Source organism: Paraburkholderia sp. J10-1 (genome assembly GCF_905220165.1).
Taxonomy (GTDB): domain Bacteria; phylum Pseudomonadota; class Gammaproteobacteria; order Burkholderiales; family Burkholderiaceae; genus Paraburkholderia.
In genome coordinates this window covers 119,147-144,197 of sequence record NZ_CAJMYW010000012.1, presented here as the reverse complement: position 1 = coordinate 144,197, position 25,051 = coordinate 119,147, and the positions used below count along the sequence as shown (strand labels likewise).

Annotated in this window: 23 protein-coding genes and 3 tRNA genes; 11 read left to right on the top strand and 15 right to left on the bottom strand. The window is 64.5% G+C overall.

The window, feature by feature from the left end; all coding sequences use genetic code 11:
- Positions 1–97: 97 nt before the first annotated feature.
- Both U5A65_RS30075 and U5A65_RS30070 read right to left on the bottom strand, forming a co-directional pair.
- The gene (locus U5A65_RS30075; RefSeq protein ID WP_158757954.1) at positions 98–445 is read right to left on the bottom strand and encodes a DMT family transporter; all 348 of its coding nucleotides are present in this window, start codon (positions 443–445) and stop codon (positions 98–100) included.
- Positions 446–449: 4 nt separating this feature from the next.
- Positions 450–947 carry a heme-degrading domain-containing protein gene (locus U5A65_RS30070; RefSeq protein WP_321914273.1) on the bottom strand — a complete coding sequence of 166 codons (498 nt, stop codon included), beginning with the start codon at positions 945–947 and terminating at the stop codon, positions 450–452.
- Positions 948–1,150: 203 nt separating this feature from the next.
- Between U5A65_RS30070 and U5A65_RS30065 the strand changes: the two genes are divergently transcribed.
- The 7 genes from U5A65_RS30065 to U5A65_RS30035 all read left to right on the top strand — a co-directional run bounded on the left by U5A65_RS30065 (position 1,151) and on the right by U5A65_RS30035 (position 6,498).
- Positions 1,151–1,227, top strand: a tRNA-Met gene (locus U5A65_RS30065).
- Between the two features lie 207 nt (positions 1,228–1,434).
- Positions 1,435–1,980: an NUDIX hydrolase gene (locus U5A65_RS30060; protein ID WP_321914272.1), complete on the top strand. Its 546-nt coding sequence runs from the start codon at positions 1,435–1,437 to the stop codon at positions 1,978–1,980.
- Between the two features lie 26 nt (positions 1,981–2,006).
- The gene (gene aat, locus U5A65_RS30055) at positions 2,007–2,771 is read left to right on the top strand and encodes a leucyl/phenylalanyl-tRNA--protein transferase (RefSeq protein ID WP_321914271.1); all 765 of its coding nucleotides are present in this window, start codon (positions 2,007–2,009) and stop codon (positions 2,769–2,771) included.
- Positions 2,772–2,967: 196 nt separating this feature from the next.
- Entirely contained in the window at positions 2,968–3,732 is a 765-nt protein-coding gene (locus tag U5A65_RS30050) for an arginyltransferase (RefSeq protein ID WP_321948723.1), read from the top strand.
- Between the two features lie 79 nt (positions 3,733–3,811).
- The gene (locus U5A65_RS30045; RefSeq protein ID WP_321914269.1) at positions 3,812–4,846 is read left to right on the top strand and encodes a quinone-dependent dihydroorotate dehydrogenase; all 1,035 of its coding nucleotides are present in this window, start codon (positions 3,812–3,814) and stop codon (positions 4,844–4,846) included.
- An 83-nt stretch (positions 4,847–4,929) separates the two neighbouring features.
- Complete coding sequence (locus U5A65_RS30040; protein WP_321914268.1) at positions 4,930–5,727, top strand: transporter substrate-binding domain-containing protein; 798 nt, start codon at positions 4,930–4,932, stop codon at positions 5,725–5,727.
- A 111-nt stretch (positions 5,728–5,838) separates the two neighbouring features.
- Positions 5,839–6,498, top strand: coding sequence for an amino acid ABC transporter permease (locus U5A65_RS30035; RefSeq protein WP_158757960.1), 660 nt, complete (start codon positions 5,839–5,841; stop codon positions 6,496–6,498).
- A 68-nt stretch (positions 6,499–6,566) separates the two neighbouring features.
- Here U5A65_RS30035 and U5A65_RS30030 read toward each other — a convergent pair whose 3' ends face one another.
- From U5A65_RS30030 to U5A65_RS30020, 3 genes are all read right to left on the bottom strand, one after another.
- On the bottom strand, positions 6,567–7,544 hold the full coding sequence (locus U5A65_RS30030) for a Gfo/Idh/MocA family oxidoreductase (protein WP_321948722.1): 978 nt from the start codon (positions 7,542–7,544) through the stop codon (positions 6,567–6,569).
- Positions 7,545–7,722: 178 nt separating this feature from the next.
- Positions 7,723–8,442 (bottom strand): FadR/GntR family transcriptional regulator, encoded by a 720-nt coding sequence (locus U5A65_RS30025; RefSeq protein WP_321914266.1) that lies wholly within the window; start codon positions 8,440–8,442, stop codon positions 7,723–7,725.
- Between the two features lie 385 nt (positions 8,443–8,827).
- Positions 8,828–10,387 carry a mannose-1-phosphate guanylyltransferase/mannose-6-phosphate isomerase gene (locus U5A65_RS30020; protein ID WP_321936742.1) on the bottom strand — a complete coding sequence of 520 codons (1,560 nt, stop codon included), beginning with the start codon at positions 10,385–10,387 and terminating at the stop codon, positions 8,828–8,830.
- Between the two features lie 852 nt (positions 10,388–11,239).
- Here U5A65_RS30020 and U5A65_RS30015 point away from each other — a divergent pair.
- Positions 11,240–11,974, top strand: a complete 735-nt coding sequence (locus U5A65_RS30015) for a Crp/Fnr family transcriptional regulator (protein WP_321914264.1) — start codon at positions 11,240–11,242, stop codon at positions 11,972–11,974.
- Between the two features lie 238 nt (positions 11,975–12,212).
- Here the strand turns inward: U5A65_RS30015 and U5A65_RS30010 are convergent, their stop codons facing one another.
- From U5A65_RS30010 to rnr, 5 genes are all read right to left on the bottom strand, one after another.
- On the bottom strand, positions 12,213–12,824 hold the full coding sequence (locus tag U5A65_RS30010; RefSeq protein WP_321948721.1) for a hypothetical protein: 612 nt from the start codon (positions 12,822–12,824) through the stop codon (positions 12,213–12,215).
- A 73-nt stretch (positions 12,825–12,897) separates the two neighbouring features.
- Positions 12,898–13,491: a hypothetical protein gene (locus tag U5A65_RS30005; RefSeq protein ID WP_321914262.1), complete on the bottom strand. Its 594-nt coding sequence runs from the start codon at positions 13,489–13,491 to the stop codon at positions 12,898–12,900.
- A 765-nt stretch (positions 13,492–14,256) separates the two neighbouring features.
- Positions 14,257–14,952 carry a ribose-5-phosphate isomerase RpiA gene (rpiA, locus tag U5A65_RS30000; protein WP_321914261.1) on the bottom strand — a complete coding sequence of 232 codons (696 nt, stop codon included), beginning with the start codon at positions 14,950–14,952 and terminating at the stop codon, positions 14,257–14,259.
- Between the two features lie 117 nt (positions 14,953–15,069).
- Positions 15,070–15,813 (bottom strand): 23S rRNA (guanosine(2251)-2'-O)-methyltransferase RlmB, encoded by a 744-nt coding sequence (gene rlmB, locus U5A65_RS29995; RefSeq protein ID WP_321914260.1) that lies wholly within the window; start codon positions 15,811–15,813, stop codon positions 15,070–15,072.
- A gap of 216 nt (positions 15,814–16,029) precedes the next feature.
- On the bottom strand, positions 16,030–18,492 hold the full coding sequence (gene rnr, locus U5A65_RS29990; RefSeq protein WP_321914259.1) for a ribonuclease R: 2,463 nt from the start codon (positions 18,490–18,492) through the stop codon (positions 16,030–16,032).
- A 394-nt stretch (positions 18,493–18,886) separates the two neighbouring features.
- Between rnr and U5A65_RS29985 the strand changes: the two genes are divergently transcribed.
- The 3 genes from U5A65_RS29985 (at position 18,887) to U5A65_RS29975 (ending at position 19,718) form a co-directional block, all read left to right on the top strand.
- Positions 18,887–18,973, top strand: a tRNA-Leu gene (locus U5A65_RS29985).
- A gap of 176 nt (positions 18,974–19,149) precedes the next feature.
- Positions 19,150–19,236 (top strand) — tRNA-Leu (locus tag U5A65_RS29980).
- 176 nt (positions 19,237–19,412) lie between these two features.
- The gene (locus U5A65_RS29975) at positions 19,413–19,718 is read left to right on the top strand and encodes a hypothetical protein (RefSeq protein ID WP_321914258.1); all 306 of its coding nucleotides are present in this window, start codon (positions 19,413–19,415) and stop codon (positions 19,716–19,718) included.
- Between the two features lie 25 nt (positions 19,719–19,743).
- Here U5A65_RS29975 and oxlT read toward each other — a convergent pair whose 3' ends face one another.
- From oxlT to U5A65_RS29950, 5 genes are all read right to left on the bottom strand, one after another.
- Entirely contained in the window at positions 19,744–21,069 is a 1,326-nt protein-coding gene (gene oxlT, locus U5A65_RS29970) for an oxalate/formate MFS antiporter (RefSeq protein WP_321948720.1), read from the bottom strand.
- Positions 21,070–21,178: 109 nt separating this feature from the next.
- A complete protein-coding gene (locus tag U5A65_RS29965) occupies positions 21,179–22,573 on the bottom strand; it encodes an NAD(P)(+) transhydrogenase (Re/Si-specific) subunit beta (protein ID WP_321948719.1) in 1,395 nt (464 codons plus the stop codon).
- A gap of 9 nt (positions 22,574–22,582) precedes the next feature.
- Positions 22,583–24,151: a Re/Si-specific NAD(P)(+) transhydrogenase subunit alpha gene (locus tag U5A65_RS29960; protein ID WP_321948718.1), complete on the bottom strand. Its 1,569-nt coding sequence runs from the start codon at positions 24,149–24,151 to the stop codon at positions 22,583–22,585.
- Positions 24,152–24,315: 164 nt separating this feature from the next.
- Entirely contained in the window at positions 24,316–24,573 is a 258-nt protein-coding gene (locus tag U5A65_RS29955) for a hypothetical protein (protein WP_321914254.1), read from the bottom strand.
- A gap of 18 nt (positions 24,574–24,591) precedes the next feature.
- On the bottom strand, positions 24,592–25,026 hold the full coding sequence (locus U5A65_RS29950; RefSeq protein WP_321914253.1) for a PAS domain S-box protein: 435 nt from the start codon (positions 25,024–25,026) through the stop codon (positions 24,592–24,594).
- Positions 25,027–25,051 lie beyond the last annotated feature (25 nt).

Here is a 25,051-nt window from a genome sequence, read left to right as displayed (position 1 = left end):
CTGCCGCCGCAGGACCACGCGGTGCGCGGCGGTAACCGGCCATACTACGCGCGAGACGCGATGTCTGGCGCGAATGTGGCCGCAGCAGCGTCAGCTTTCAGTGCGCCTGCATCTTCGAGAACAGATTCAGCACGACCACGCCGGCCACGATGAGGCCGAGCCCGAGCACGGCCGGCAGATCGGGCACCTGCCGATAGAGCGCCATCGCCACCAGCGTGATGAGCACGATGCCCACGCCCGACCACACCGCGTAGACGATGCCGACGGGCAAACTGCGCAAGGTGAGCGAGAGCCCATAGAACGCGATGCCATACCCCACCACGACGATCGCCGAGGGCACGAGCCGCGTGAAACCATCCGAAGCGCGCAGTGCAGAAGTGGCGATGACTTCCGCGACGATCGCGATGACGAGCCAGGTCCAGGCTGAGAGTGCGGGAAAGCGCATCGTTTTAGACCTTCGCGAGCGCGAGTTGCGCATAGTCGACGTCGAGTTGCGCACAAAGCGCCTCGACCACCAGTTCATGATCGGCGCGCTGTGGCAGCCCCGAGACGGTGACCGAGCCGATCACGCCCGCGCCCGCGACCGTAAGCGGGAACGAGCCGCCATGCGGTGCGAAATCGGTGATGGGCAAGCCGTGCTTGTCGGCGAGCGTCGTGCCGGTTTGCTGCATGCGCAAGCCGATCGCATAGGAGCTGCGCCGAAAGTGCTCGACCACGCGCGACTTGCGGCGCACCCAGTCGGCGTTGTCGGGCGTGGCGCCGTCGAGCGCGCAGAAAAAGAGCTGCTGGCCGAACGTGCGCACGTCGATGGCGACGGGCACCGCGCGTGCACGCGCAAGTTCATGCAGATGCGAGCCGAGCTGCCAGGCGCGATCGGCGTCGAAACGGGGAAACACCAGCGCGTGCTCCTGCGCGGCTATCGATTGCAGGTCGAGGGGAATGTCCATGGAAGAAGCGTGTGAAGCGCGGTGCGCATGAAGAACCAAGGCGCAGCGTGAACGTTGCGCCGACCGAGCCCCGATTCTATCCTGACGGCCTCGCAAGCCATGGCACGTGCGCCCCGCAAACATTTTGCAAACGCGTGGAAAGGCGACCGTCATTTGTTGTTGCAACGCGGCGCGAACTGTCATATAATCTTTTCTTCGACGGACGCGGGGTGGAGCAGTCTGGCAGCTCGTCGGGCTCATAACCCGAAGGTCGTAGGTTCAAATCCTACCCCCGCAACCAGCAGAATTCGAAAGGGTTACAGGTCATCGGCCTGTAACCCTTTTTCCGTTTACCGTCTTGACTGCGCGGTCCTCACAGCGCGGTCCTCACAGCGCGGTCTCTACTGCGCGCCTCTCACGAGGTGGCATTCTTGCCATTTCCCTGCGAGCACATGAGCGACGATCTGAGCGGTGATAAACTCGCATCACCCATCCCCCTATCGTGCCCATGAAATTCTGCTCGACTTGCGGTCAGGCGGTCAGCCTGCTCATTCCGCCCGGCGACAATCGCGAACGCTACGTCTGCTCACACTGCGGCACCATTCACTATCAGAATCCGCGCAACGTGGTCGGCACGGTTCCGGTCTGGGAAGACAAGGTGCTGTTGTGCCGCCGCGCCATCGAGCCGCGCTACGGCTACTGGACGCTGCCCGCCGGCTTCATGGAGATGGGCGAGACGACCGCCGAAGCCGCGGCGCGCGAAACGCTGGAAGAAGCCGGCGCGCGCGTCGAGGTGCAGAACCTCTTTTCACTCCTGAACGTGCCGCGCGTGCACCAGGTGCATCTGTTCTATCTCGCGCGCCTGCTCGACCTCGATATCGCAGCCGGTGAAGAAAGCCTCGAAGTGCGGCTATTCGAAGAGCACGAGATTCCCTGGGACGAGATTGCGTTCCCAACGGTCGGGCAGACGCTGCGCTGTTTCTTCGCCGATCGCCAGTCCGGCAGCTTCGGGCTGCACACCGGCGACGTCCTGCGCTCGCTGCGCGACGGCTGACTGTTCTTCCGACTGCGCCCGCGACGATGGTCCCCTGGCTTTCGCCCGACGAACCGTTTCCCGCCGTCGAGCGCGCGCTCGGCGCGTCGAGCGGCGCGCCGGGCCTGCTCGCCGCCAGCGCCGATCTGCTGCCCTCGCGCCTCATCGACGCCTACCGGCGCGGCATCTTCCCGTGGTATTCCGACGGCCAGCCGGTGCTCTGGTGGAGCCCCGATCCGCGCATGATCCTGCGTCCCGACGAGTTCAAGGTCTCGCCTTCGTTAAAGAAGACGCTCAAGCGCGTGCTGCGTGAGGACACGTGGGAAATTCGCGTCGACAACAATTTCGCAGCGGTCATGCGTGCGTGCGCGAATGCGCCGCGGCACGGCCAGCGCGGCACCTGGATCACAGGCGACGTCATCGACGCCTACTCCACCCTGCACCGCATCGGCGATGCGCACAGCATCGAAGCCTGGTTCGGCGGCGAGCGCGTGGGCGGGCTCTACGGCGTGGCGCTCGGCACGATGTTCTTCGGCGAATCGATGTTCGCCTCCGTCACCGACGCCTCGAAGATCGCGCTCGCGGCGCTCGTCGCGCATCTGCGTCGCCACGGCGTCGAATTGATCGATTGCCAGCAGAACACCGCGCATCTCGCCTCGCTCGGCGGGCGCGAAATCTCGCGCAAGGCATTCATCGCCCATGTGCGCACGCATGTGAACGCCGCGCCCATTCCGTGGAAATTCGACAAAGGCGTGCTCGCCGATCTGCTCGGCGGTCGAGGCACGCCCGACGCGTTTCTGCCCGCTGCGTGAATGGCCGGCGAGCCGCAAATGAGTGGCATATGAGCGGCGCGGGACGCCCGCGTGCGCGCTTGCTACAGCCAGCGCAATTCGATGGATACATGTTCGGCGTCAATGTTAGACTGAATAGAGAACCCGTCGCCGCGTGATCTGGCAAGGCTTACGCGCGCGCCACGCGACGATCCGAACTGCTACGAGAGCTGCCAACGTGACGCATCCAAACGAGCTGCCGCTTTCACCGCTTTCCGCGCTGCAATTCTATGCAACGGCGCCCTACCCCTGCAGTTACCTGGAGGGGCGCATCGCGCGCTCGCAGGTGGCAACGCCCAGTCATCTCATCAACTCCGACGTCTATACCGATCTCGTGAAGGCCGGCTTCCGGCGCTCGGGCGTGTTCACCTATCGCCCCTACTGCGACGGTTGCCGCGCGTGCGTGCCGGTGCGTGTGCCAGTCGAGCGCTTCACGCCGAACCGCACGCAGCGCCGCGCCTGGAAGCGCCATGACGCGCTCGTCGCCACCGTCGCGCCGCTGCACTACGACGAGTCGCACTACGCGCTCTACATGCGCTATCAGTCGGCGCGCCACGCGGGCGGCGGCATGGACCGCGACAGCCGCGACCAGTACGAGCAGTTCCTGCTGCAAAGCCGGATCAATTCACGCCTCGTCGAATTCCGCGAGCCGAACCCCGCGCACCCGGACGAGCCCGGCACGCTGTGCATGGTGAGCATGATCGACATCCTCGGCGACGGGCTCTCCTCGGTCTACACGTTCTTCGACCCCGATACGCTCCACACGAGCTACGGCACGTACAACATCCTCTGGCAGATCGAGCAGGCCCGCAGCCTTCAGCTGCCTTACGTGTACCTCGGCTACTGGATCCGCGAGAGCCCGAAAATGGCGTACAAGGCGCGCTTCCAGCCGCTCGAAGGCCTCTTCGACGGTGCATGGGCCGCACTCGCGCCCGAAGCCTGAGCCCCCGGCACATCGCCCCGGGCTCGCGTTGCCGGTAAAATAGCGGGTTCCCATTTTCCGGCGCCCGCGCCTTCTTCCCGTGTTCAGCACCCTTTATCCGTTCGTCCGCGACCAGCTCTTTCGCATGGACGCCGAAGACGCCCACCACCTCTCCCTGCGCATGATCGGCGCCGCGGGCCGCACCGGCATGGCCGGCCTGCTCGCGCCGCGCGTGCCCGATTCGCCGCGCACCGTCATGGGCCTCACCTTCCGCAATCCTGTGGGCCTCGCCGCAGGCCTCGACAAGGAAGGCGCCGCGATCGACGGTTTCGCCGCGCTCGGCTTCGGCTTCATCGAGGTGGGCACGGTCACGCCGCGCCCGCAGCCCGGCAATCCGCGTCCGCGCATTTTCCGGCTGCCGCAGGCGGGGGGCATCATCAACCGCATGGGGTTCAACAATCACGGCGTCGAGCAGTTCGTGAAGAACGTGCAGGCCGCGCGCTATCGCGGCATCCTCGGCCTGAACATCGGCAAGAACGCCGATACGCCGATCGAGCGCGCCGCCGAGGACTATCTCTTCTGCCTCGAGCGCGTCTACCCGTTCGCGAGCTACGTGACGATCAATATCTCGTCGCCGAACACGAAGAACCTGCGCCAGCTACAAGGCGGCGGCGAACTCGACGCGCTCCTCGCGGCGCTCAAGGACAAACAGCAGCGCCTGGCCGACATGCACGGCAAGCTCGTGCCGCTCGCGCTCAAGATCGCCCCCGATCTCGACGACGAGCAGGTCAAGGAAATCGCCGACACGCTCCTGCGCCACAAGATCGAAGGCGTGATCGCGACCAACACCACGCTCTCGCGCACGGCGGTGGAAGGCATGCCGAATGCGAACGAAACCGGCGGCCTCTCGGGACGCCCGGTATTCGACGCCTCGAACAACGTGATCCGCAAGCTGCGCGCCGAGCTGGGCGGCGACGTGCCGATCATCGGCGTGGGCGGCATTTTTTCGGGCGACGACGCGCGCGAGAAGATCGCAGCCGGCGCCTCGCTCGTGCAGATCTATACGGGCTTCATCTATCGCGGTCCGGCGCTCGTCGCCGAATGTGCGCGGGCGCTGGCCTCGGGCCGCGCCTGAAGCTATAGTGGCAGGCTAGTCATGGCGCATCGGAGGCGCTGTGCACTAGCACTAGAATCGCAGCAGCAGAACAAGAGGAAAACATGAAAGCCGGTTTGCTGAAAAAACTCCTTGCACTTGCAATCGTTGGCGCATCGTTCGTCGCAGCGAGCGCCCACGCCGACGACCTGCTCGATCAGGCCAAGGCGCGCGGCACGCTGCGCATCGGTCTCGAAGGCACGTTCCCCCCGTTCAATTCGAAGGCGCCGAGCGGCGAGCTGGTCGGCTATGACGTCGACATCGCCAAGGCTGTGGCCGCGAAAATGGGCCTCAAGCCCGAATTCGTCACGACCGAATGGAGCGGCATCATCGCGGGCCTGCAGGCAGGCAAGTTCGACGTGATCGTGAACCAGGTCGGCGTGACCGACCAGCGCAAGGCGGTGCTCGACTTCTCGCCGGCGTACACGTACTCAGCCGCGCAGCTCATCCAGCGCAAGGACGACACGCGCCAGTTCAAGACGCTCGAAGACCTGAAGGGCAAGAAGCTCGGCGTCGGTCTCGGCACGAACTACATGGACATGGCCAAGTCGGTGCCGGGCATCGACGTGAAGACCTATCCGGGCGCGCCCGAGTATTTGCGCGACCTCGCAGCGAACCGTCTCGACGCGGCGCTCAACGACCGCCTGATGCTCGCTTACCTGCTGAAGAACTCGCAGCTGCCGCTGCGCACGGGCGCGATCGTCGGCAACGGCAACCCGTCGGCTATCCCGTTCAAGAAAGGCAATCCGAAGTTCGCCAAGGCGATCGACGACGCGATGACGCAGCTCGAAGCCGACGGCACTTTCACGAAGATCTCGGACAAGTGGTTCGGCATCGACGTGACCAAGCCGATCACGCAATGATCCTGAGGGACGCTCAGTCCGGCTGACGCGAAGGGCGGCATCGCACGATGCCGCCCTTCGCACATGTGCGTCCATTGCAAAACGCGCCACTCCACCTCGTTACCTACGCCCATGCCCATCTATACGCTCATCATCCAGTCGCTGCCGGTGCTCGCACAGGGCGCGGTGCTGACGGTCAAGTTCGCCGTGCTTTCGATGATCTTCGGGCTCATCGGCGGCGCCGTGCTCGCGCTCATGGGCATCAGCTCGAACCGCCCGCTCGTGTTCATCGCGCGCGTGTATGTGAGCCTGATGCGCGGCACGCCGCTGCTCGTGCAGATCTTCGTCATTTACTACGGATTGCCGAGCATCGGTATTTCGCTCGACCCGACGCCTGCCGGCGTGATCGCGCTTTCCGCGAACGTGGCGGCGTATCTCTCGGAGAGCATGCGTGGCGCGATTCTCGGCATACACAGCGGGCAGTGGCTCGCGGCTTACAGCCTTGGCCTTTCGCGCACCCAGACGCTGCGCTACGTGATCGCGCCGCAGGCGCTTCGCATCGCCGTGCCGAGTCTCTCGAACAGCCTCATCAGTCTCATCAAGGACACGTCGCTCGTTTCGGTCATCACCGTGACGGAGCTGCTGCGCAGTGCGCAGGAAATCATCGCTTCGACGTATCAACCGCTGCCGCTCTATCTCGCGGCGGCCGCCATTTACTGGGTGCTCTGCCAGGTGCTCGAATGGGTGCAGCACTGGTACGAAAAACGCCTCGCGCTGCCTTCACGTCACTGATACCAGGCGCGTTTCAAACACGGCCCGCACGAGCGGGCCGTTTTGTTTTCAGGCGGCTTCCTGACGCGTCATTCGCAGGGGAAACGCAGTCCGAGCGCCGCGCGCGCGGCGTCGGCCATCGCGAGCATGCGGCGCGAAGTGTCGTGCGTCATCACCGGGCTTTCGAGCGCGCCCGCGCGCAGCAATTCGCAGAAGTGCGCAGTCTCGTAGTTGAGGCCGCCGCCCTCGAACGGCTCGTCGAGCTCGACGACGCGGCCATCCACATAACGCACCGTCGCACGCGCCGGATTCCACCAGTTCGCGTGGATCGTCACGTTGCCGAGCGGCCCCGCGAGCAGCGCGTCGCCATAGCCGTGCAGATCGAGCCCGCAGAACAGCTGCGCAATGCCGCGCTCATGCTGGCAGTTCAGGCTCGCGAAGGTGTCCACGCCTGTCGAGCCGAGGCGCCCGACCGTCTGCACCTCACGCGGCGCGCCGAGCCAGTCGACCGCGAGAAACATCTCGTACACGCCGATATCGAGCAGCGCCCCGCCCGCTTGCTCGAATGAAAGCGAAGGATGGTCGGTGGGCACACTGGCCACTGAACAGCCCGCGCGCACGAGTCCGACCGAACCGATGGGATCGGCATCGAGTTGCGCGCGCAACTTTCGATAGAGGGGGTAGAACGGCGGTTTCATCGCCTCCATGAAGAGGCGCTGCGCGCGGCGCGCCGCGTCGAGCACACGTTCGAGCTGCGCGCCGTTCACGGTGGCGGGTTTTTCGCACAGCACGGGCAGCCCCGCTTCGAGCGCGGCAATCGCGTAGTGGGCGTGAGTATCCTGCATCGTGGCGATATACACGGCGTCGATGCCGCTTGCGAAGAGCGCATCCACGCTCTCGCACGCCTTCGCGCCGCAGGTGGCGGCAAGCGCCTGAGCAGTCGTTGCGCGGCGCGACCAGACCGCTTCGACGCGCGCGTGCGCGACGTGCGCGACGCCCTGCGCGAAGCGGTGCGCAATGCGGCCCGCGCCGACGATGCCCCAACGTATCGTTTGTGTTTCGCTCATGTGCTGCGTGCTCCGGCTGTGAAGTCGAGGGCCGCCGCGCGGTGTACGTAACGTACGACACACGCGGCGCACCCAAAGACACGCACGATACCGGCCCGCGCAGCGCGCCGCAATGCGCTCGCATCAATCCGCGCGCAGCAAGCGCATTGATGTGAGCGAATCGACGCTGCCAACGGCCTTAGCGCTGCTCCAACGCCTCGGGCGCGAGCGCGCGAGTGAGTTCGTCGGCGGTGTATTCGATCATCGCGAGCGCGGCCGCTTCGGCCTCTTTCGGCGCACGCCGCTCGATTGCCTCGACGATGCGCCCATGCGCCGCTACGACATTGTTCCAGCCGCCGTCACGCGTGTTGAGAATCGGATTCACGAGCGAGAGTGCGCCGCGAATGATCGCCGCCATCTGCTGATAAAACTGATTCCCGCTCGCCGCGAGGATGCGCGTGTGCAGAAGAGCGTCGGCAGTCTGGAAATTCGGATCGTCGGTGCTCGTCTGGCGCAGGACCTCGAACGCCTCGCGAATGCCCGCAATGTCCGCCGCGCTCGCGCGCGTGGCGGCGAGTGCGCACGCCGCCGGTTCGATCAGGCCGCGAAATTCGATCACGTCGCGCAAAAACGTCTTGTCCGGTTTCGACCGGAAACGCCAGTTCACGACGTCCTCGTCGATCATGCGCCAGTCGCGCATGGGCCGGATGCGCGTGCCTATCTTCGGCCGCACGTCGAGCATGTGGCGCGCGAGCAGCATGGAGAGCGCCTCGCGCATGACCGTGCGGCTCACGTCGAACTCCTTTGACAGGATGTCCTGCGGAGGCAGCACTGCGCCGTAGCGCTCCTCGACGATGCCTGAAATCAGCCCGTCCATCACCTTGCTGACGAGCGAGCGTTCCTTGTTCCCCAGTTCCATGACCCTACCCCCCCGATGTGGACGTTATCGCCCATGTTTGCCGGATACTGCGCGGGCCCTCGTGCGTCGTCGAACTTAGGTGTTACGTTGCCATGCGTTTCGCATAATTCGCCAGCCAGGATATCTCCTGACATGATGCTTGCGCGCATGCGCATTGTTCGTATGTACGCGTGTTACGTCGGCCCTTGCGCTGCTCTTTTTGTAAGGCGATCGTATGGACCGCCCACTTACTTCAATCAACGCGCTTTCAATCTGCTTTTGAATCCGCTTCCGGATCGATCGGCATTCCCTGGCTGTGCATATGCAGCGATGCCGGCGTGCATGTTTCTTCTGCGTACGCTTTTCGCACGCTGACCCACGTCGTGCTTTTCAACGCTGCACTCGTTCAACGTTGTATCCGCCCATACTCATCGTCAAAGCGGACGATGTCGTCCTCGCCCAGATAACCGCCCGACTGCACCTCGATGATCTCGAGCGGCGTCTTGCCGGGATTCTCCAGCCGGTGCTTCACACCGAGCGGAATGTAGGTCGATTCGTTTTCCGAAAGCAGGAAAATTTCCTCGCCGCGCGTGACACGTGCCGTGCCACGCACCACGGTCCAGTGCTCCGCGCGGTGGTGATGCATCTGCAGCGACAGCCGCCCGCCCGGCTTCACGACGATGCGCTTGACCTGGAAGCGCTCGCCCTGATCGAGCGAGTCGTAGCAGCCCCACGGCCGCTCCACACGCCGGTGATGCTGCGCAACCGCGCTGCGCTCCTGCCTGAGCTTGCCGACGATCGCCTTCACGTCCTGCACCCGATCCCTCGCCGCGACGAGGACTGCGTCGGCCGTCTCGACCACCACCACGCCGTGCACGCCCACGCAGGCAACGAGCCGTCCGTCCGAGTGTGCGAACGTGTCAGTCACGTCTTCGAACATCACACGGCCGCGCGCCACGTTGCCGCTTGCGTCCTTGTTCGATACCTGCCACACCGCGTCCCATGCGCCGACATCGGACCAGCCGGCCACGAGCGGCACGACCACGCCCGCGAGCCGCGCGTCCGCGCCGAGCGACTCCATCACCGCGTAGTCGATCGAATCGGATGGGCAGGCGGCGAGCGCCGCCGCATCGAGATGCACGGTGCCGTCGGCATCAACTGCGGCCGCCTCGAACGCCGCCGCGCATTGCGCCGCGATGGCCGGCCGGCAATGCGCGATCGCGGCGAGCCAAACCGATGCGCGCACCACGAAAATGCCGCTATTCCAGAGGTAATCGCCCGAGGCCACGTAACTCGCCGCGAGTTCGGCGCCCGGTTTTTCCACGAAACGCTCGATCACGCGCGCGCCGCTGGCGCCGAGCGCCGCCCCCGCGCCGATGTACCCGTAACCGGTTTCCGCGCGCTGCGGCGGCACGCCCAGCGTGACGATCGCGCCCCGCGCCGCGTAGCCCACCGCTTCTTCGAGCGCGGCGGCAAACGCCGCGCGATCGGCAATCAGGTGGTCGGCCGGCATGGCGATGAGCACCGGGTCGCTGTCGCACACGCCACCGGCGCCGTTGCTGGCCAGTGCCGCCTCGTGCCCGGCGCGCGCCGCTAGCGCCGCCACCGTGAGGGCCGGCGCCGTGTTGCGCGCGACCGGCTCGAGCACGACCCGCGCGGGCATACCGCTGCGGCCGAGCCGGTCGACGGTCATGAGCCGCAACTCCTCGCTGCTCACAACAACAGGCGCGGCCTTGCGGATTGCGCCGCCCGCCTGGGCGTACACGCCGTCGAGCCGCCGCACGGTGGCTTCGAGCAGCGACTCGCCGTCGAGCAGATCGATCAGCTGTTTCGGACAATGCTCGCGCGAGAGCGGCCAAAGCCGCGTGCCCGAGCCCCCGGCCAGCACCACGGGCTGAACGATGAGCGCGACTTCGGGTTCATTGGCTGCCGCGATCAAGCCGGCTGGCGTCACGAGCTGGTTCATACAGTGAGCTCCCCGTTGAAATACGTCGGGTCACGTCGACGAACGCCGCGCCTGCCTGCCGGCGGGCTCGCCCGAAGCGTCACGCGCCTCCCGGACCTCTCAGGCCTCACGCATTCATGAGACCTTTTCCGGACCCCATTGGAGCAAACCTCGGCATGCCAATCTGTACGCATACCCACACTGATCGCATGCGCCCGGCCAAGCGCACGGCTAAGCCGTTCACGCGCGCGGTTTCAACACCGAACGCTTTTCGCCGGCTACGTCTGCGTTGCAACAGAACTGAATCAAAAACACTTGTTTTTTGGCCTGGGGCACGCGTCGCCCCGAATGCATGTTTCACGCAGGAGCCATTTCTGAATGCCCCTGTTACCGAGGTAAATAACTCAATTGAATCATCAACTTGCGGCTTTCAAAAATGCGATGCGCGGTGCCTCGATGCGCAAAGTCGCCGTACAAAACTGAAACAAAAATGCTGCGTTATGCCGCGCTGCCGCATGGCCAACACTCGCTTAGCCGCTTGAATGCGTGCTTTCGCACCAACTGGCACACACCCTGCTAAAGAGAGATCACCGCAAAGACGCGAGACGCGGACAAGCAATACCGCGCACACAAGCGCACGCGAGTGAGACCGGGCAGGACAGAGCGGGGACGTAGTAACAAGCGAAGAAACAAGTGCAGGAAAAAACGCAGAAAGAAGTGCAGGAACAAGCAGGAAAGAGCACGAACAAGCGGGACTATGGGGCCGGCACGACGAACGCAAAAGCCGCACGGGAAACGGCAAACAACAACGAGTTCGGCGTACGGAATCAAAAAACAGGAGGCGGCTCGCGCCGCTTCGCACGAGGACCAGTCATGTTAACCCTTCAATCCGATCTTCACGGCAACCATTTGCTGGGCGCCCTCCCGTCGCATGAATGGCAGGCTCTCGCCCCGCACCTCGAACTCGTTCATCTGCGCACCGAGCAGTTGATCTGCGATTCGGGCCAGCGCATTCATCACGTGTACTTTCCGACTACGGCGATCGTCTCGCTGCTCTCGACGATGGAAGACGGCAGTTCGGTCGAAATCGCAGCGGTCGGCCGCGAGGGCATGACGGGCGTGCCCGTGCTCACCGGCGGCGAAACGATGCCGAACCGCGTGCAGGTGCAATGCGCGGGCTTCGCTTATCGCATGAGCGCGCAAGCCCTCAAGCAGCAGTTCGCGCGCTCGGACTTCCTGCGCCGCCTCATGCTGCTCTATATGCACGCGCTGCTCACGCAGGTCGCACAGACCGCCGCGTGCAATCGTCACCATTCGCTCAACAAGCAGTTGTGCCGCTGGCTGCTGATCGAAGTGGACCGCGTGGCTTCCAACGATCTCAACGTCACGCAGCAACTGATTGCCGACATGCTCGGCGTGCGCCGCGAAGGCATTACCGAAGCGGCCGGCAAGCTGCATGACGAAGGTCTGATCCACCACAGCCGCGGTCATATCCGTGTGCTCGACCGCGAAGGTCTCGAAGCCCGCGCCTGCGAGTGCTATGGCCTCGTGCGCCGCGAATTCGACCGGCTTCTGCCGCGCCTGCACCAGGCGGAAACGGTCGAGTGAGTACGTAGTCGTCGCGCGCTCGCGGTTCGCGCCGCGAGTTCGCTTGCGAGTCGTCCCCGAACAAAGCGTGCCCTGGCGGCACGCTTTTGCGCGCCTGTTCGCTTTGCCTGCGCTTTCGCGGAACCGTTCACGCAAATTCGCAGACACCGATAACATACAGGATACCGAATCAATAATGTCTTTCCGCTTGAGCTGGAGAGAACAGGCGCGCGCCCTCTTCTCTTCAGCCTCGCGCGATTCAATGAGCCGAAGGGACGAGCGCCTGCGCAAGCGGCAACGCAGGCAGGTGCTCGCGTTCGCGCACGAACGGGTCGGTCGGCTCCTGCAGCTTCGGATCCGGGCTCGTGTCGGCGTTGCGCAATTGCACGGGCCCGCCATCGTTCTTCGCGACCTTGCGATTGTCGCCGCACGGATGATCGGTGAGCGCGGCCGCCTCGCGAAAGTCGTCTTCCTGACACATGATGTTGAACGCAATGTCCTTGCGGTCCATGCGCCACGCCACGGCCGCATTCAGGCGCTTGTTGCAGTCCATGTCCTTGATGGTGCCCGCGGCCGTCGCGCCCACGCCCACCACCGACACCGCAGCAGAAATACTGCCCCAGCAAGTCTCGGTCACCGAGGCCGTCAAGGCCGGCGCATAGACCGTGGGCGTCGTGCGCACATCGTAAGAACCGTGATACGTCACGTCCGACGCGCCGCCGCTCGGCAGTACCACGGTATTGGAGACGGTGCTCGTCTGGCTCGACGTGGACGTGGTCCCCGACGTCATCGTCGGCGTGGTTTGCGCCCACGCGGCGCCTGCGAACAGCAACACCCCGGCAACGGCGAATTTTTGTTTCAGCTTGCTCATTCTTCTCTCCGTGAACGGAAAAGGGGGCAGCGCCCCCTCTCCGACGCGCTAGTGAACGGCTGACCCGTTCGGATTACCAGTGCATACCGCCCGTGAGCGAACCCGAACCGCCCGCCGCGACGATGCCGACGCCGCCGTCCGCATTGGCCGTGCCGCTGCCGTTCGCCGTTGCGTTCGACGTAAAGCCCGAGCCGCCGTAGCTGCCGCTCGAACCGTTGAACGACGTGTTGATCACCGACGAATTGAAGTTCTGCGAACCCGACTGCGTGGCGCTCGTGAAGCCGAGCGTCGACGAATTCTGGTTCGTGGTCGTCGTGCCGGTCTGGCCGACGTAGCCGTTAGCCGTCTGGCCGTAGGTTTGCGAGTTGCCGTTTTGCGCCGTGTAGCTCGAACCGAACGTGAGGCTCGCGTTCGAGAACGACTGATTGCCTTGCGACACCGTGGCGTCGATATGGCCCGGCACCGTCAGCGCCGAGGTGAAGCTGCCGTTGACCGACGACGTCGAGTTCGACGTGAGCGCCGAAGCGCCAAAGCCGACGCCCGCTGCGCCCACCGCCGACGTGGTGGAGGACGACGGCGCGCCCACACCGCCGGCACCGCCTGCAAATGCGGCAGCCGAACCGAGAGAGAGCATGGCGGCGAGCGAAATGGCCTGAATCTTCTTCATGATTGTGGTCTTCCTGATAAAACAGGGGAGCGTTGGATGAATGCGCGCGCACTCCCCCTGATAGCGCGGGCGCATTTAACACGATTTCAATTGCAATGCTTATAAAATCACTGCATTTACGACGCGCGAATATCCCCGCGAGCCACCCGATATCGGGAGGACCGTTTAAACCGGAATTACCAGATTAATAATCGCGCGCAGAACGCCCTTACGTGTTTTCGTAAATCAGGCGATCATGCAGAATTGAAAATCCGGAGAACAGAAAGAAATGCCCCGCAAGACTCCGCACCTTCACGAACCCTATTGCATAGCAGTCCGACACAAGTTGCTCAACACCTGCTGTTGTCATTATTACCCCGTGTACCGCCCGACAGAAACCCTCGGGCCGCTGCGCATTTTCGCGCGCCGCCCTTCCCCTGCCCGGTTGTTCTCGACGTCTCTTTTAGCGAACTGCTTGCATAACGTCGCCGGACGGTGAATTTATAACTCAGACAGTAAGACTATTGCTACGTCATTCGCATGTTTTATGTGCGGTTCTCAACGTAGTAAATAGACATGTCCTTGAATATGGGGATTTTCTTTCAAAATCAATTGAAAGGCTTCAAATAGATGCACGCACAACCAGATACAGAAAATCGCTTTCTTTTAATGATTAATCGCGATGTTCGGTTCGGCAGGCCACGCAGACCTGCCAGAAAAAAGAGCGGCAACGCACAGGCAAAAGCAGACTAATGCCGGTGGAACGTGCCGCTCGCGCGAGACCGCTCAGGCCTTGCGGTATTCGATACGCTCGACGCCGGTTTCACCGCCAAGGAGGCAGAGGTCCGCGCCGCGGGCGGCGAACAGACCCACCGTCACCACGCCCGGCCAGGCGTTGACAAGCGCTTCAAGCGTGCGCGGATCGCTGATGCGCAAGCCCTTCACGTCGAGAATCTCGTTGCCGTTGTCGGTGATAAAGGGCGAACCGTCCTTCTGCACGCGCAACACCGGCACGCCGCCGAGCGCCGTCACGCGACGGCCGATGGCGGTGCGCGCCATCGGCACGACTTCGATGGGCAGCGGGAACTGGCCGAGCACGTCGACACGCTTGCTCGCATCGGCGATGCAGACGAACACGTCCGACACCGAAGCGACGATTTTCTCGCGCGTGAGCGCGCCGCCGCCGCCCTTGATCATGGCGCCTGCGCCGTCGATTTCGTCGGCGCCGTCCACGTACACGGGCAGCGATTCGATCTCGTTGAGGTCGAAAATCTTGAAGCCATGCGCTTCGAGGCGCGCGGTGGTCGCAACCGAGCTCGACACGGCGCCGCGGTAGCGGCCCTTGCTGGCCGCGAGGGCGTCAATGAAGCAATTCGCGGTGGAGCCCGTGCCGACGCCGATTACGGCGCCTTCCGGCACGTTTGCATTGACATAGTCGGCGGCGGCCTGGCCGACCAGTTGCTTGAGTTCGTCTTGAGTCATGGGAGTACAGCCCGAGGAGGAGAAAAACGCGGAATTCGCATAGTTTACCGGAGATGCGGGCACGGGCTGCCCGCACTCACAGGATCGCGCGCTGGGCAACGCGCGATCGGCCGGCGATCAGCGCGCAGCCGAGCGTTGGCGCACCGCCTCGAACAGGCACACGCCCGAAGCGACCGAAACGTTCAGGCTCTCGACCGTGCCCGCCATCGGAATCTGCATGACTTCGTCGCAGGTTTCGCGCGTGAGGCGGCGCATACCTTCGCCTTCGGCGCCCAGCACGAGCGCAACGGGGCCGTCGAGCTTTGTCTCATAGAGGCTCGCGCTCGCGTCGCCGGCGGTGCCCACCACCCACACGCCCGCGTCCTTGAGTTCGCGCAGCGCACGCGCCAGGTTCGTCACGGTGATGTAGGGCACGGTGTCGGCGGCGCCGCTCGCCACCTTCGCGGCCGTGGCGTTCAGACCCACGGCGCGGTCGCGCGGGGCGATCACGGCGTGCGCGCCGGCCGCATCGGCCACACGCAGGCAGGCGCCGAGATTGTGCGGATCGGTCACGCCGTCGAGCACGAGCAGCAGCGGCGATCCCTGGATGCCGTCGAGCAGTTCCGCGAGGTTCTGCGCGAGCGCCAGATCGTGCACGCGGGCCACGACGCCCTGATGGCGCTCCGTGTGCGCGAGACCCCAGAGGCGCGTTTCGTCGGCTGCGATCACGCGCGCGCCCGCTTCCTTCGCGGTGTGCAGGAAATCCTGCATGCGGCGGTCGCGGCGCGTCGGATCGTAGTAGACATCCTCGACCGTGGACGCGTCGTGCCGCAAGCGTGCGATCACCGCATGAAACCCGTAAAGAACCTTGAGACGTGACATGACTGAGACAACCCCTGATGAACGTTTTGCGGCGCAAACAGCGCGCCGCCAGCAACGAAAGTCAGCCGGCCGCGTCGTGCGGTCCGGCATCTGCAAACCGCGCGCCTGTGTGGCAACTCCCGACGCGGCATGCAAGTGAAAAAACCGGGCACGCGCACGACGGCGCGGCCCGGATACATAACGGCGGCGGGGCGCATCTGGCGCCCCGCACGGTGCTCAACGCTTCTTGCGCGGCGCCTGCTTCTTGGGCGTGGACTTCACGGCCGAGCGCTTCTTCGCGGTCTTGGCGGCACCGCGCGCCGCGCGTGCTTCCTTCACCGCCACGCTTGGCGCCGGCGCGGCCTTTCTCTGGCGCGCCATGTCGCCGCCCGGCAGCGCACGCACGCGCGGACCGCCATCCACACCGCCCTTGTCGACCGGCATCGGCCGGTTGCCGCCCGGCTTCACGGGCGTATCGCGCACGAGGCGGAAGTCGATCTTGCGCGCATCGAGATCCACGCGGCTCACCTGCACGCGCACACGATCCGATAGACGGTAGCGAATGCCGGTGCGCTCGCCGCGCAGTTCGTTCTTGATCTCGTCGTACTGGAAGTAATCCGAGCCCAGTTCCGTCACGTGCACGAGACCTTCGATGAAGAGCGCATCGAGCTGAACGAAAATGCCGAACGACGTCACGCCGCTCACCATCCCGCCGTACTCTTCGCCGAGCTTGTCGCGCATGAAGTAGCACTTGAGCCAGGCTTCGACGTCGCGCGAGGCTTCGTCAGCGCGGCGCTCGTTCGCCGAGCAGTGCAGGCCCAGCTCTTCCCAGATCGCCGTGTTGGCACCGCGGGCGCGCTTGCCGCGCTTCTCTTCGTCTTCGGCTTGCAGCGCGCGGGCGCGCGGCGAAAGCGCGGTATTGAGTTCGACGCCCTCGGGCGCCTGCGGCTGATACTTCTTGCCCTGCAGGATCGCGTAGATCGCGCGGTGCGTGAGCAGGTCGGGATAGCGGCGAATCGGGCTCGTAAAGTGCGCGTAAGCCTCGTAGGCAAGCCCGAAGTGACCGATATTGTCCGGGCTGTACACGGCCTGCTGCATCGAGCGCAGCAGCATGGTCTGCAGCATCTGCGCGTCGGGCCGGTCGCGGATGTGCGCCATCAGCGCCGCGTAATCGCTCGCGTGCGGCGTGTCGCCGCCGCCGAGCGAAAGGCCCATGCCACGCAGGAAGGTGCGCAGGTTCTCGAGCTTTTCGGCCGTCGGTCCCGCGTGCACGCGGTACAGGCCCGGGTGCTTGTGGCGCTTCATGAAGTCCGCCGCGCACACGTTGGCCGCGAGCATGCACTCTTCGATCAGCTTGTGCGCGTCGTTGCGCTGGCGTGGCACGATCTGCTCGATCTTGCCCTGCGCATTGCAGACGATATACGTCTCGGTCGTGTCGAAATCGATCGCACCGCGCTTCTGGCGCGCGGCGAACAGCGACTTGTACACGCCATAGAGATTCTGCAGCTGCGGCAGCAGCGCCGCGCGGCGCGTCGCCTCGGGCCCCTTGGTGTTGGTGAGCACCGCCGCGACTTCGGTATACGTGAGCCGCGCCGCCGAGTGCATGACGCCCGGATAGAACTGGTACGCCTTGATCTCGCCGCGCGCGGTGATCACCATGTCGCACACGAGCACGCAGCGATCGACGTGCGGATTGAGCGAACAGAGCCCGTTCGAGAGCTTCTCGGGCAGCATCGGAATCACGCGGCGCGGGAAGTACACCGACGTGCTGCGCTCGATGGCGTCCACATCGAGACCGCTGCCGGGCAGCACGTAATGCGAGACGTCGGCGATGGCGACGATCAGGCGGAAGCCCTCGCCCTTACCAACCTGCATCGGCTCGCAATACACGGCGTCGTCGAAGTCGCGTGCGTCTTCGCCGTCGATGGTGACGAGCGGCACGTCGCGCAAGTCCACGCGATAGCGGATGTCCGAGGGACGCACGGCGTCGGGCAGCTTCGCGGCTTCGTCGAGCGCGGGCTTGCTGAATTCGTGCGGCACGCCGTACTTGCGCACGGCGATCTCGATCTCCATGCCCGGATCGTCGATATCGCCGAGCACTTCCAACACGCGGCCAAGCGGCTGCGAGTGGCGGCTGGGGAAATCGGTGAGTTCGACGACCACGACCTGGCCGACCTTGGCTTTCTTGGGATTCTGCGTGACGAGAATGTCGTGGCCGATGCGCTTGTCTTCCGGCGCGACGATCAGCGCACCGTTCTCGTTGAGCAGGCGCCCAATCACGCTGCGGTTCGCACGGTCGGTGACCTCGACGATATGCCCTTCCGGCCGCCCGCGCCGGTCATAGCCGACAATGCGCGCGAGCACGCGGTCGTTGTGCATGACCTTCTGCATTTCGCCTTGCGGCAGGAACAGATCGTCCTGCCCGTCGTCGCGCACGAGGAAGCCGTAGCCGTCGCGATGCCCCTGCACGCGCCCGGCGACGAAATTCGAAGGATGCGCGAGCTGGTAGTGGCCGCGCGAATCGAGCCGGATCTGCCCGTCGCGCTCCATGGCGGCGAGGCGCCTGAAGAACCCTTCACGCTCCTGGCGCTTGATGGCGAGCGCCTCGGCGATATCGTTCGCGGTGCACGGCGAGTCGCTGGTCCGCAGCACGCCAAGAATCTCTTCGCGGCTGGGAATCGGGTACGGATATTTGCTCAAGGGCTTGTCGATGGTTGTTCTCGTTGCGTGGACGTCGGATTTTGCGCGGCCCGAATGTGCAGTACATGCGGGCGGCGCCCCGTCTTCGAGTGCTGCAATCTGCCGGCCCGTACGTGGACTGCCTGACCGCTCGCACTGCGTGCGCCACGCTGCACGCAGCACCTGAACCCCGTACTTGTGCCGGCGGAACTTCTGCGAGGCATTCTAACACCCGCATCGCACCCTACGAGCCGTGGGAGCGGCCTCACAGCGCGATCGGACGGCCACGCCACGCGCCCGGCAACGCTCGCGCAGCCGCGCTTGATTGCCTTTCACAAAACGCTTGACAGGCGTTCTGGGCCCGCTATAATTTCGGTCTTTGCTGCACAACACGTTGAACAGCAAACGACACCTTGCCCAGGTGGCGGAATTGGTAGACGCACCAGGTTCAGGTCCTGGCGGTGGCAACACTGTGGAGGTTCGAGTCCTCTCTTGGGCACCAGATTCAAAAGGCCGGCTTCATGCCGGCCTTTTTTCATTTCCAGAGCAGCAGTGAGTACAACTGCCCTGCTATCGCGTCAATCGCAGCAGCCGCGTTCCCGAGATGAAGTTTTTTTGAAAAAATCTATTGACAGGTACGCTAAATCGCGTCATAATTTCCTTCTAGCTTGAAGACGTGCCCAGGTGGCGGAATTGGTAGACGCACTAGGTTCAGGTCCTAGCGGTGGCAACACTGTGGAGGTTCGAGTCCTCTCCTGGGCACCACGTCTCATCAAGCAGAACTAGCAGCACACAGGATTCATCAAAAAAGCCCGCAAATTGCGGGCTTTTTTGTTTTCCGGCTTCCATTTTGCTGCGGCGAACCTACTGGAGGCACGACTCGATATATTTCATGGTATACATTGCCGGGAGCCGTGGATAAGCCGATCGAGGAATACAGAATGGAATTCGTTGTCGTCGCTGCGATCATCGCCGTCAGCTTTGGCGCCGCGGCGACCTGGCTGCTCGCAACCCGGTTGCCGGAGCGTTGGCTCGACAAGAGCGCCAGCGAAGGCCGTTATGCGCATCTCGGGCTGGACAGCGAGCGAGCCGCCGAAACGGACCCGCGTCGCGAGCAGACCCGCGTCGATATGCGGCGCGTACGGCGCGCACGCGTGCGTGCGCGACTCCAGGGCGCGGCACGCATGATGCGGGCGTTGCGCGCCGCGACCGCTCGCCACGATCACGACCGCACCGCCCGCCCGTAACGCTCAGGCGCGACATCCACCGCGCTTACTCGTGCGACCCCAGCGGTGAAGGGATGAACGCCGAATCGGCAACCTTCGCCTCCTCTGCCGACTGAAAGATCCAGCGCCGGCGCATGGGCTGCAAGATCACCTTCGCGCTCACGCCCGCCATCATCGCGACACAAGCGACCATATCGAACACCATGTTCCAGCCGCCGTGGAGCGCGAGCAGCGTAGCGACGGGTACGAGCAGCGCCGCGGTCCCCTTCGCGGTGTATAGCGTGCCTGCGTTGCCAGCCGCGTATTTCGCGCCGAACGTGTCGGCGCAGGTCGCCGGGAAGTTCGAGAAGATGTCGCCGTAAAACAGGAACACGAGCCCCGAGAACAGCACGAAGAGATAGGGGTCGTGGCCGAACGCCCGCAAGCCCAGCAGCGCGAGCCCCTCGCCGAGAAAGGTGATGAACATCGTATTCTCGCGGCCAATGCGATCCGAAATGAGCCCGCACAGCGGCCGCGTAAAGCCGTTGCAGAGATTGTTGATCGAGAGCGTCATCGTGAGCAGCGGCAGCGTCGCGGCCACCAGCGTAACCGGCATCGAGGCGAAGCCGTAGCTCTTCGCGATCGGGCCGATCTGCGCCGTCGCGATGATGCCGCCCGCGGCCACGCACACGAACATCGCGTACATCACCCAGAATACGGGCGCGCGAACCATCTGCTTCGTCGTGTAGTCGGTTTTCGTCGCCACGATGCGCTTCATGCCGGCTGCGTGCGCCGGCGGCTTCGGGCGCACCATGACGAGGGCGAGCGCCATGATGCACGCACCCTGCAGGAGTCCGAAGAACACGAACGCGCGCTCATAGCCCGAATGCTGAATCATGTTCGAAATCGGAATGACCGTGAGCGCCGCGCCCGCGCCGAAGCCCGCCGCTGTCATGCCGGCAGCGAGGCCACGGCGGTCGGGAAACCATTTGAGCGCGGTGCCAACGCACGTGCCGTACACGCAGCCCGCACCGATGCCCGAGATCACCGCCGCGACGTAGAGCACCGGCAGCGCGGGCGCCCACGCATCGAGCACCCAGCCGAGCGCCACGCAGCACGCACCGCCCATCACCACGGGGCGCGGGCCAAAGCGATCGACCAGCCAGCCCTCCACGGGCACGAGCCAGGTTTCCGTCACGATGAAAATGGAGAAGGCGAGCTGGATCGCAGCCTGCCCCCAGTGATGCCGTGCGTCCATTGGCACGACGAAGAGCGTCCACGCGTACTGCAGGTTCGCCACGAGCCCCATGCAGAGAATGCCCGCCACGAGCTGCACCCAGCGGTTGTGCCACCGGGACGTGTAGCCGCCTTCGAAACGATCGGTGTGTACCACGTTGTCTGTCTCCATCCGTAGTGATTGCCCGCGGGATTTGCGCCATCGACTCTTTCCCGCGTTACAGCCGGCGCGGCAGACGTTCGTTCGCCGCGCCTGACGTTGAATGTCACGCCGCTTCGAGCTGCCGCAGCAACGCGTCGACGCTGCCCTTCGCATCGCCAAACAGCATTCGTGTGTTGTCCTTATAGAAGAGCGGATTGTCCACGCCCGCATAACCCGTCGCCATGCTGCGCTTGGAGACGACCACGGTGCGCGCCTTCCACACCTCCAGCACCGGCATGCCGGCGATCGGGCTACCCGCATCCTCCTGCGCGCCCGGGTTGACGATATCGTTCGCGCCGATCACGAGTACGACGTCGGTGCTCGTGAAGTCTTCGTTGATCTCGTCCATTTCGAGCACGATGTCGTACGGCACTTTCGCTTCCGCGAGCAGCACGTTCATGTGGCCCGGCAAACGCCCCGCAACCGGGTGAATGCCGAAACGCACACGTATGCCGAGCGCACGCAAGCGCCGCGTGATCTCGCTGATGGTGCCCTGCGCCTGCGCCACCGCCATGCCATAGCCCGGCACGATCACGACTTCCTGAGCGTCGCGCAGGAGCGACCCCACTTCGTCCACGGTGGTCGATACGACCTCACCTTCCGGTGTCGCGCTGGCCGTGGCGCTCACGGCGCCAAAGCCGCCGAGGATCACCGAAACAAAGCTGCGATTCATCGCGCGGCACATGATGTAGCTGAGAATCGCACCGCTCGATCCCACCAGCGCACCCGTCGTGACGAGCAGATCGTTATCGAGCATGAAGCCCGTTGCCGCTGCCGCCCAGCCCGAATAGCTGTTGAGCATCGAAACCACCACGGGCATGTCCGCGCCGCCGATCGCCATCACGAGATGCACGCCGAGCGCCGCCGCCAGCACGCACATGACGATGAGCGCGTACAGCGCGTCGCCACCATCAGGAGCACTGACGAAGCGATACCCGATCGCGATGCACGCGCCCAGCACCACTGCGTTGAGCAAATGCCGCGCGGGCAGCACGAGCGGCTTGCCGCTCACCGTGCCCTGCAGCTTCAGGAACGCGATAATCGAGCCGCTGAACGTGACCGTGCCGATGAACGCGCCGACATAGATCTCGGTGTCGTGAATCGCACGCTCGACGCCGCTCATCGCGGCCTGGGGCGAGAGAAAGTTCGCGAAGGCGATCAGCGTGGCCGCGAGGCCGACGAAGCTGTGCAGCACCGCGACGAGCTGCGGCATCTGCGTCATCTCCACGCGGCGCGCAAGAATCGCGCCGAGCCCACCACCAACCAGCGCGGCGACGAGCGCGATCTGCAGGCCCGCGCCACCGGTGACGAGCAGCGTGGCGAGCACGGCGATCACCATGCCGGTCACGCCATACAGGTTGCCGCGCCGCGCACTCGCGGGATGACTCAGCCCGCGCAGGCTGAGAATGAAGAGCGTTGCCGCGCCGAGCCACGCCATGTTGCCGATTCCATTGAGCATGACGTCTCCTCAGGTCCGTTGGAACATCTTCAACATGCGCTGGGTGACGAGAAAGCCACCCGCGATGTTGATGGTCGCGACGACGAGCGCAATGCCCGCCAGCACGGTCACGATCGTGCTGGCGTTGCCCGGATGCAGCAACGCGCCGATCACGATGATCCCGCTGATCGCATTCGTCACGCTCATGAGCGGCGTATGCAGCGAGGGCGTGACATTCCAGACCACCTGATAGCCGACGAACACAGCCAGTACGAACACCGTGAAGTGCGCGACGAACGCCGGCGGCGCGACCGCGCCGAGCGCGAGCAGCAGCAACGCGGCCGCGACGAGCGCCGCGAGCGACCAGGCGCCATTGCGGCGAGCGGCTTGCGCGGTGTCTTCTTTCGCGTGGCCGGTCGCGGCGACAGCGGGCTTCGTCTGCGCAGACGCCTGCGGTGCGGCGCTGACCTGTACCGGCGGCGGCGGCCAGCACACCTGCCCGCTCTGCATGACCGTTGTGCCGCGCTGCACGACGTCGTCCATGTCGAGTTCGAGTTCGCCGTTCTTCGCGGGCGTGAGATCGGTCAGCAGATGGCGGATGTTGGTCGCGTAAAGCTGGCTCGACTGGTTCGCCATCCGGCTTGGCAGATCCGTGTAGCCGATCACGGTCACGCCGTTCGCATTCACGACTTCGCCCGCTCGCGTGAGTTCGCAGTTGCCGCCCTGCTCGGCCGCCATGTCGACGACCACGCTGCCCGCGCGCATGCACGCCACCGTCTTCGCGTCGATCAAGCGCGGCGCCGGCTTGCCCGGAATGAGCGCCGTCGTGATGATGATGTCGACCTCGCGGGCCTGAGCCTCGAAAAGCGCCATCTCCGCTTCGATGAACTTCGCGCTCATCTGTTTGGCGTACCCGCCTGAGCCGCCGCCCTCCTCCTCGATGTCGATGCTCAGGAACTCCGCACCCATGCTTTCGACCTGCTGGCCGACTTCGGGGCGCGTATCGAACGCGCGCACAATTGCACCAAGACCGCGCGCGGCGCCAATCGCGGCCAGCCCGGCCACGCCCGCACCGATCACGAGCACCTTGGCGGGCGGCATCTTGCCGGCCGCCGTGATCTGCCCTGTGAAAACGCGGCCGAAATGCTGGGCCGCCTCGACCACCGCGCGATAGCCGGCCATGTTCGCCATCGAGCTCAGGGCGTCGAGCTTCTGCGCGCGCGAGATGCGCGGCACGCAATCCATCGCGAGCACCGTGACCTCGCGCGCCGCCAGTTGCTCGAGCAGCGCCGCGTTTTGCGCAGGCCAGATGAAGCCGATTAGCGTCGCGCCCGGCTTGAGACGCAGTACCTCGTCGCTCGAAGGCGGGCGCACCTTGATGACGATATCCGCGGCGCTCAGGAGCGCGTGCGCATCGTCCACGACGCGCGCACCTGCCGCGCGGTAGGCGTCGTCCGGGTAGGACGCGCTCACACCCGCTGCCGTTTCGACTTCCACGGCATAACCGAGTTTGATCAGTTGTGCGACGCTTTCGGGCGTCGCCGCTACGCGTCGTTCGCCTTCATATGTCTCGCGGGGGACCGCAATTGTCATCGCCATGATGCGCCTCCGTGCTTCACAACCTGGAGCGCCGCGGCGCAAACAAACGGAATCGGCGGCGCGCCAATGCATCTGGCGCGCCGAAAGCGTAGCCACGACTTCATGAAACGTCTCCTGCTGATGTTGGAATGCTTTTTGTGCCGCGGCTCGATGAGGGCTTTGCCCTATGACACGCCCAGTGTGGGCGAATTGCCGCTCTTGAGATAAGCGATCGCCGCCTCGCGCGCACCGGCAATGGCGGCGGCCTCGCTTTCGAATACGGTTTCGTCGACCACCCATTGACGGGGCAAAACAGCGGCCGCCGGTTCATCGGCAGCGGCCTCGACCGCGTGAATGGCGGCGAACGCAGCCCAGCCGCCGTTGTGGATCATCTGACGGGCCGAGAGTTCGACCTCGAAATGTCCGAGTCTTTCGGTGTGCATCGAAGAGCTCCCGAGGTTTCAGGATTGCTGTGCCTGTGCTTCGAGTTCGGTGATGCGTTTCTTGAGCGCGCGCTCTTCCTGGAAGCGCGCCGTTTCGTCGCGAATCACAGCGACGATACCGTTGAGTTCGCCCTGCGGCGAGTGCAGCAGCGCCACGGTGAAGGCGATGGAAAGCGCCTTGCCCGCCTTGTCCACGGCCGGCACGCGCAGCACGTCGTTGCCGTAGCGCGTCTGTCCGGTCGCCATCGTCTTGTGATAGCCCTCCCAGTGGCGCCCGCGCAGCCGCTCGGGAATGATCAGGTCGAGCGTCTTGCCGAGCGCTTCTTCCTGCGTATAGCCGAACATGCGCGTAGCCGCCGGATTCCAGTATGTGATGTCGCCTGCTGCGTCGGAGATGACAATGGCGTCCCCAATGGCGTTTGCGAGCTGCTCGAAATCGATGGCGGATTGCATGGCGATGACTATGTGGGGTAAGTCG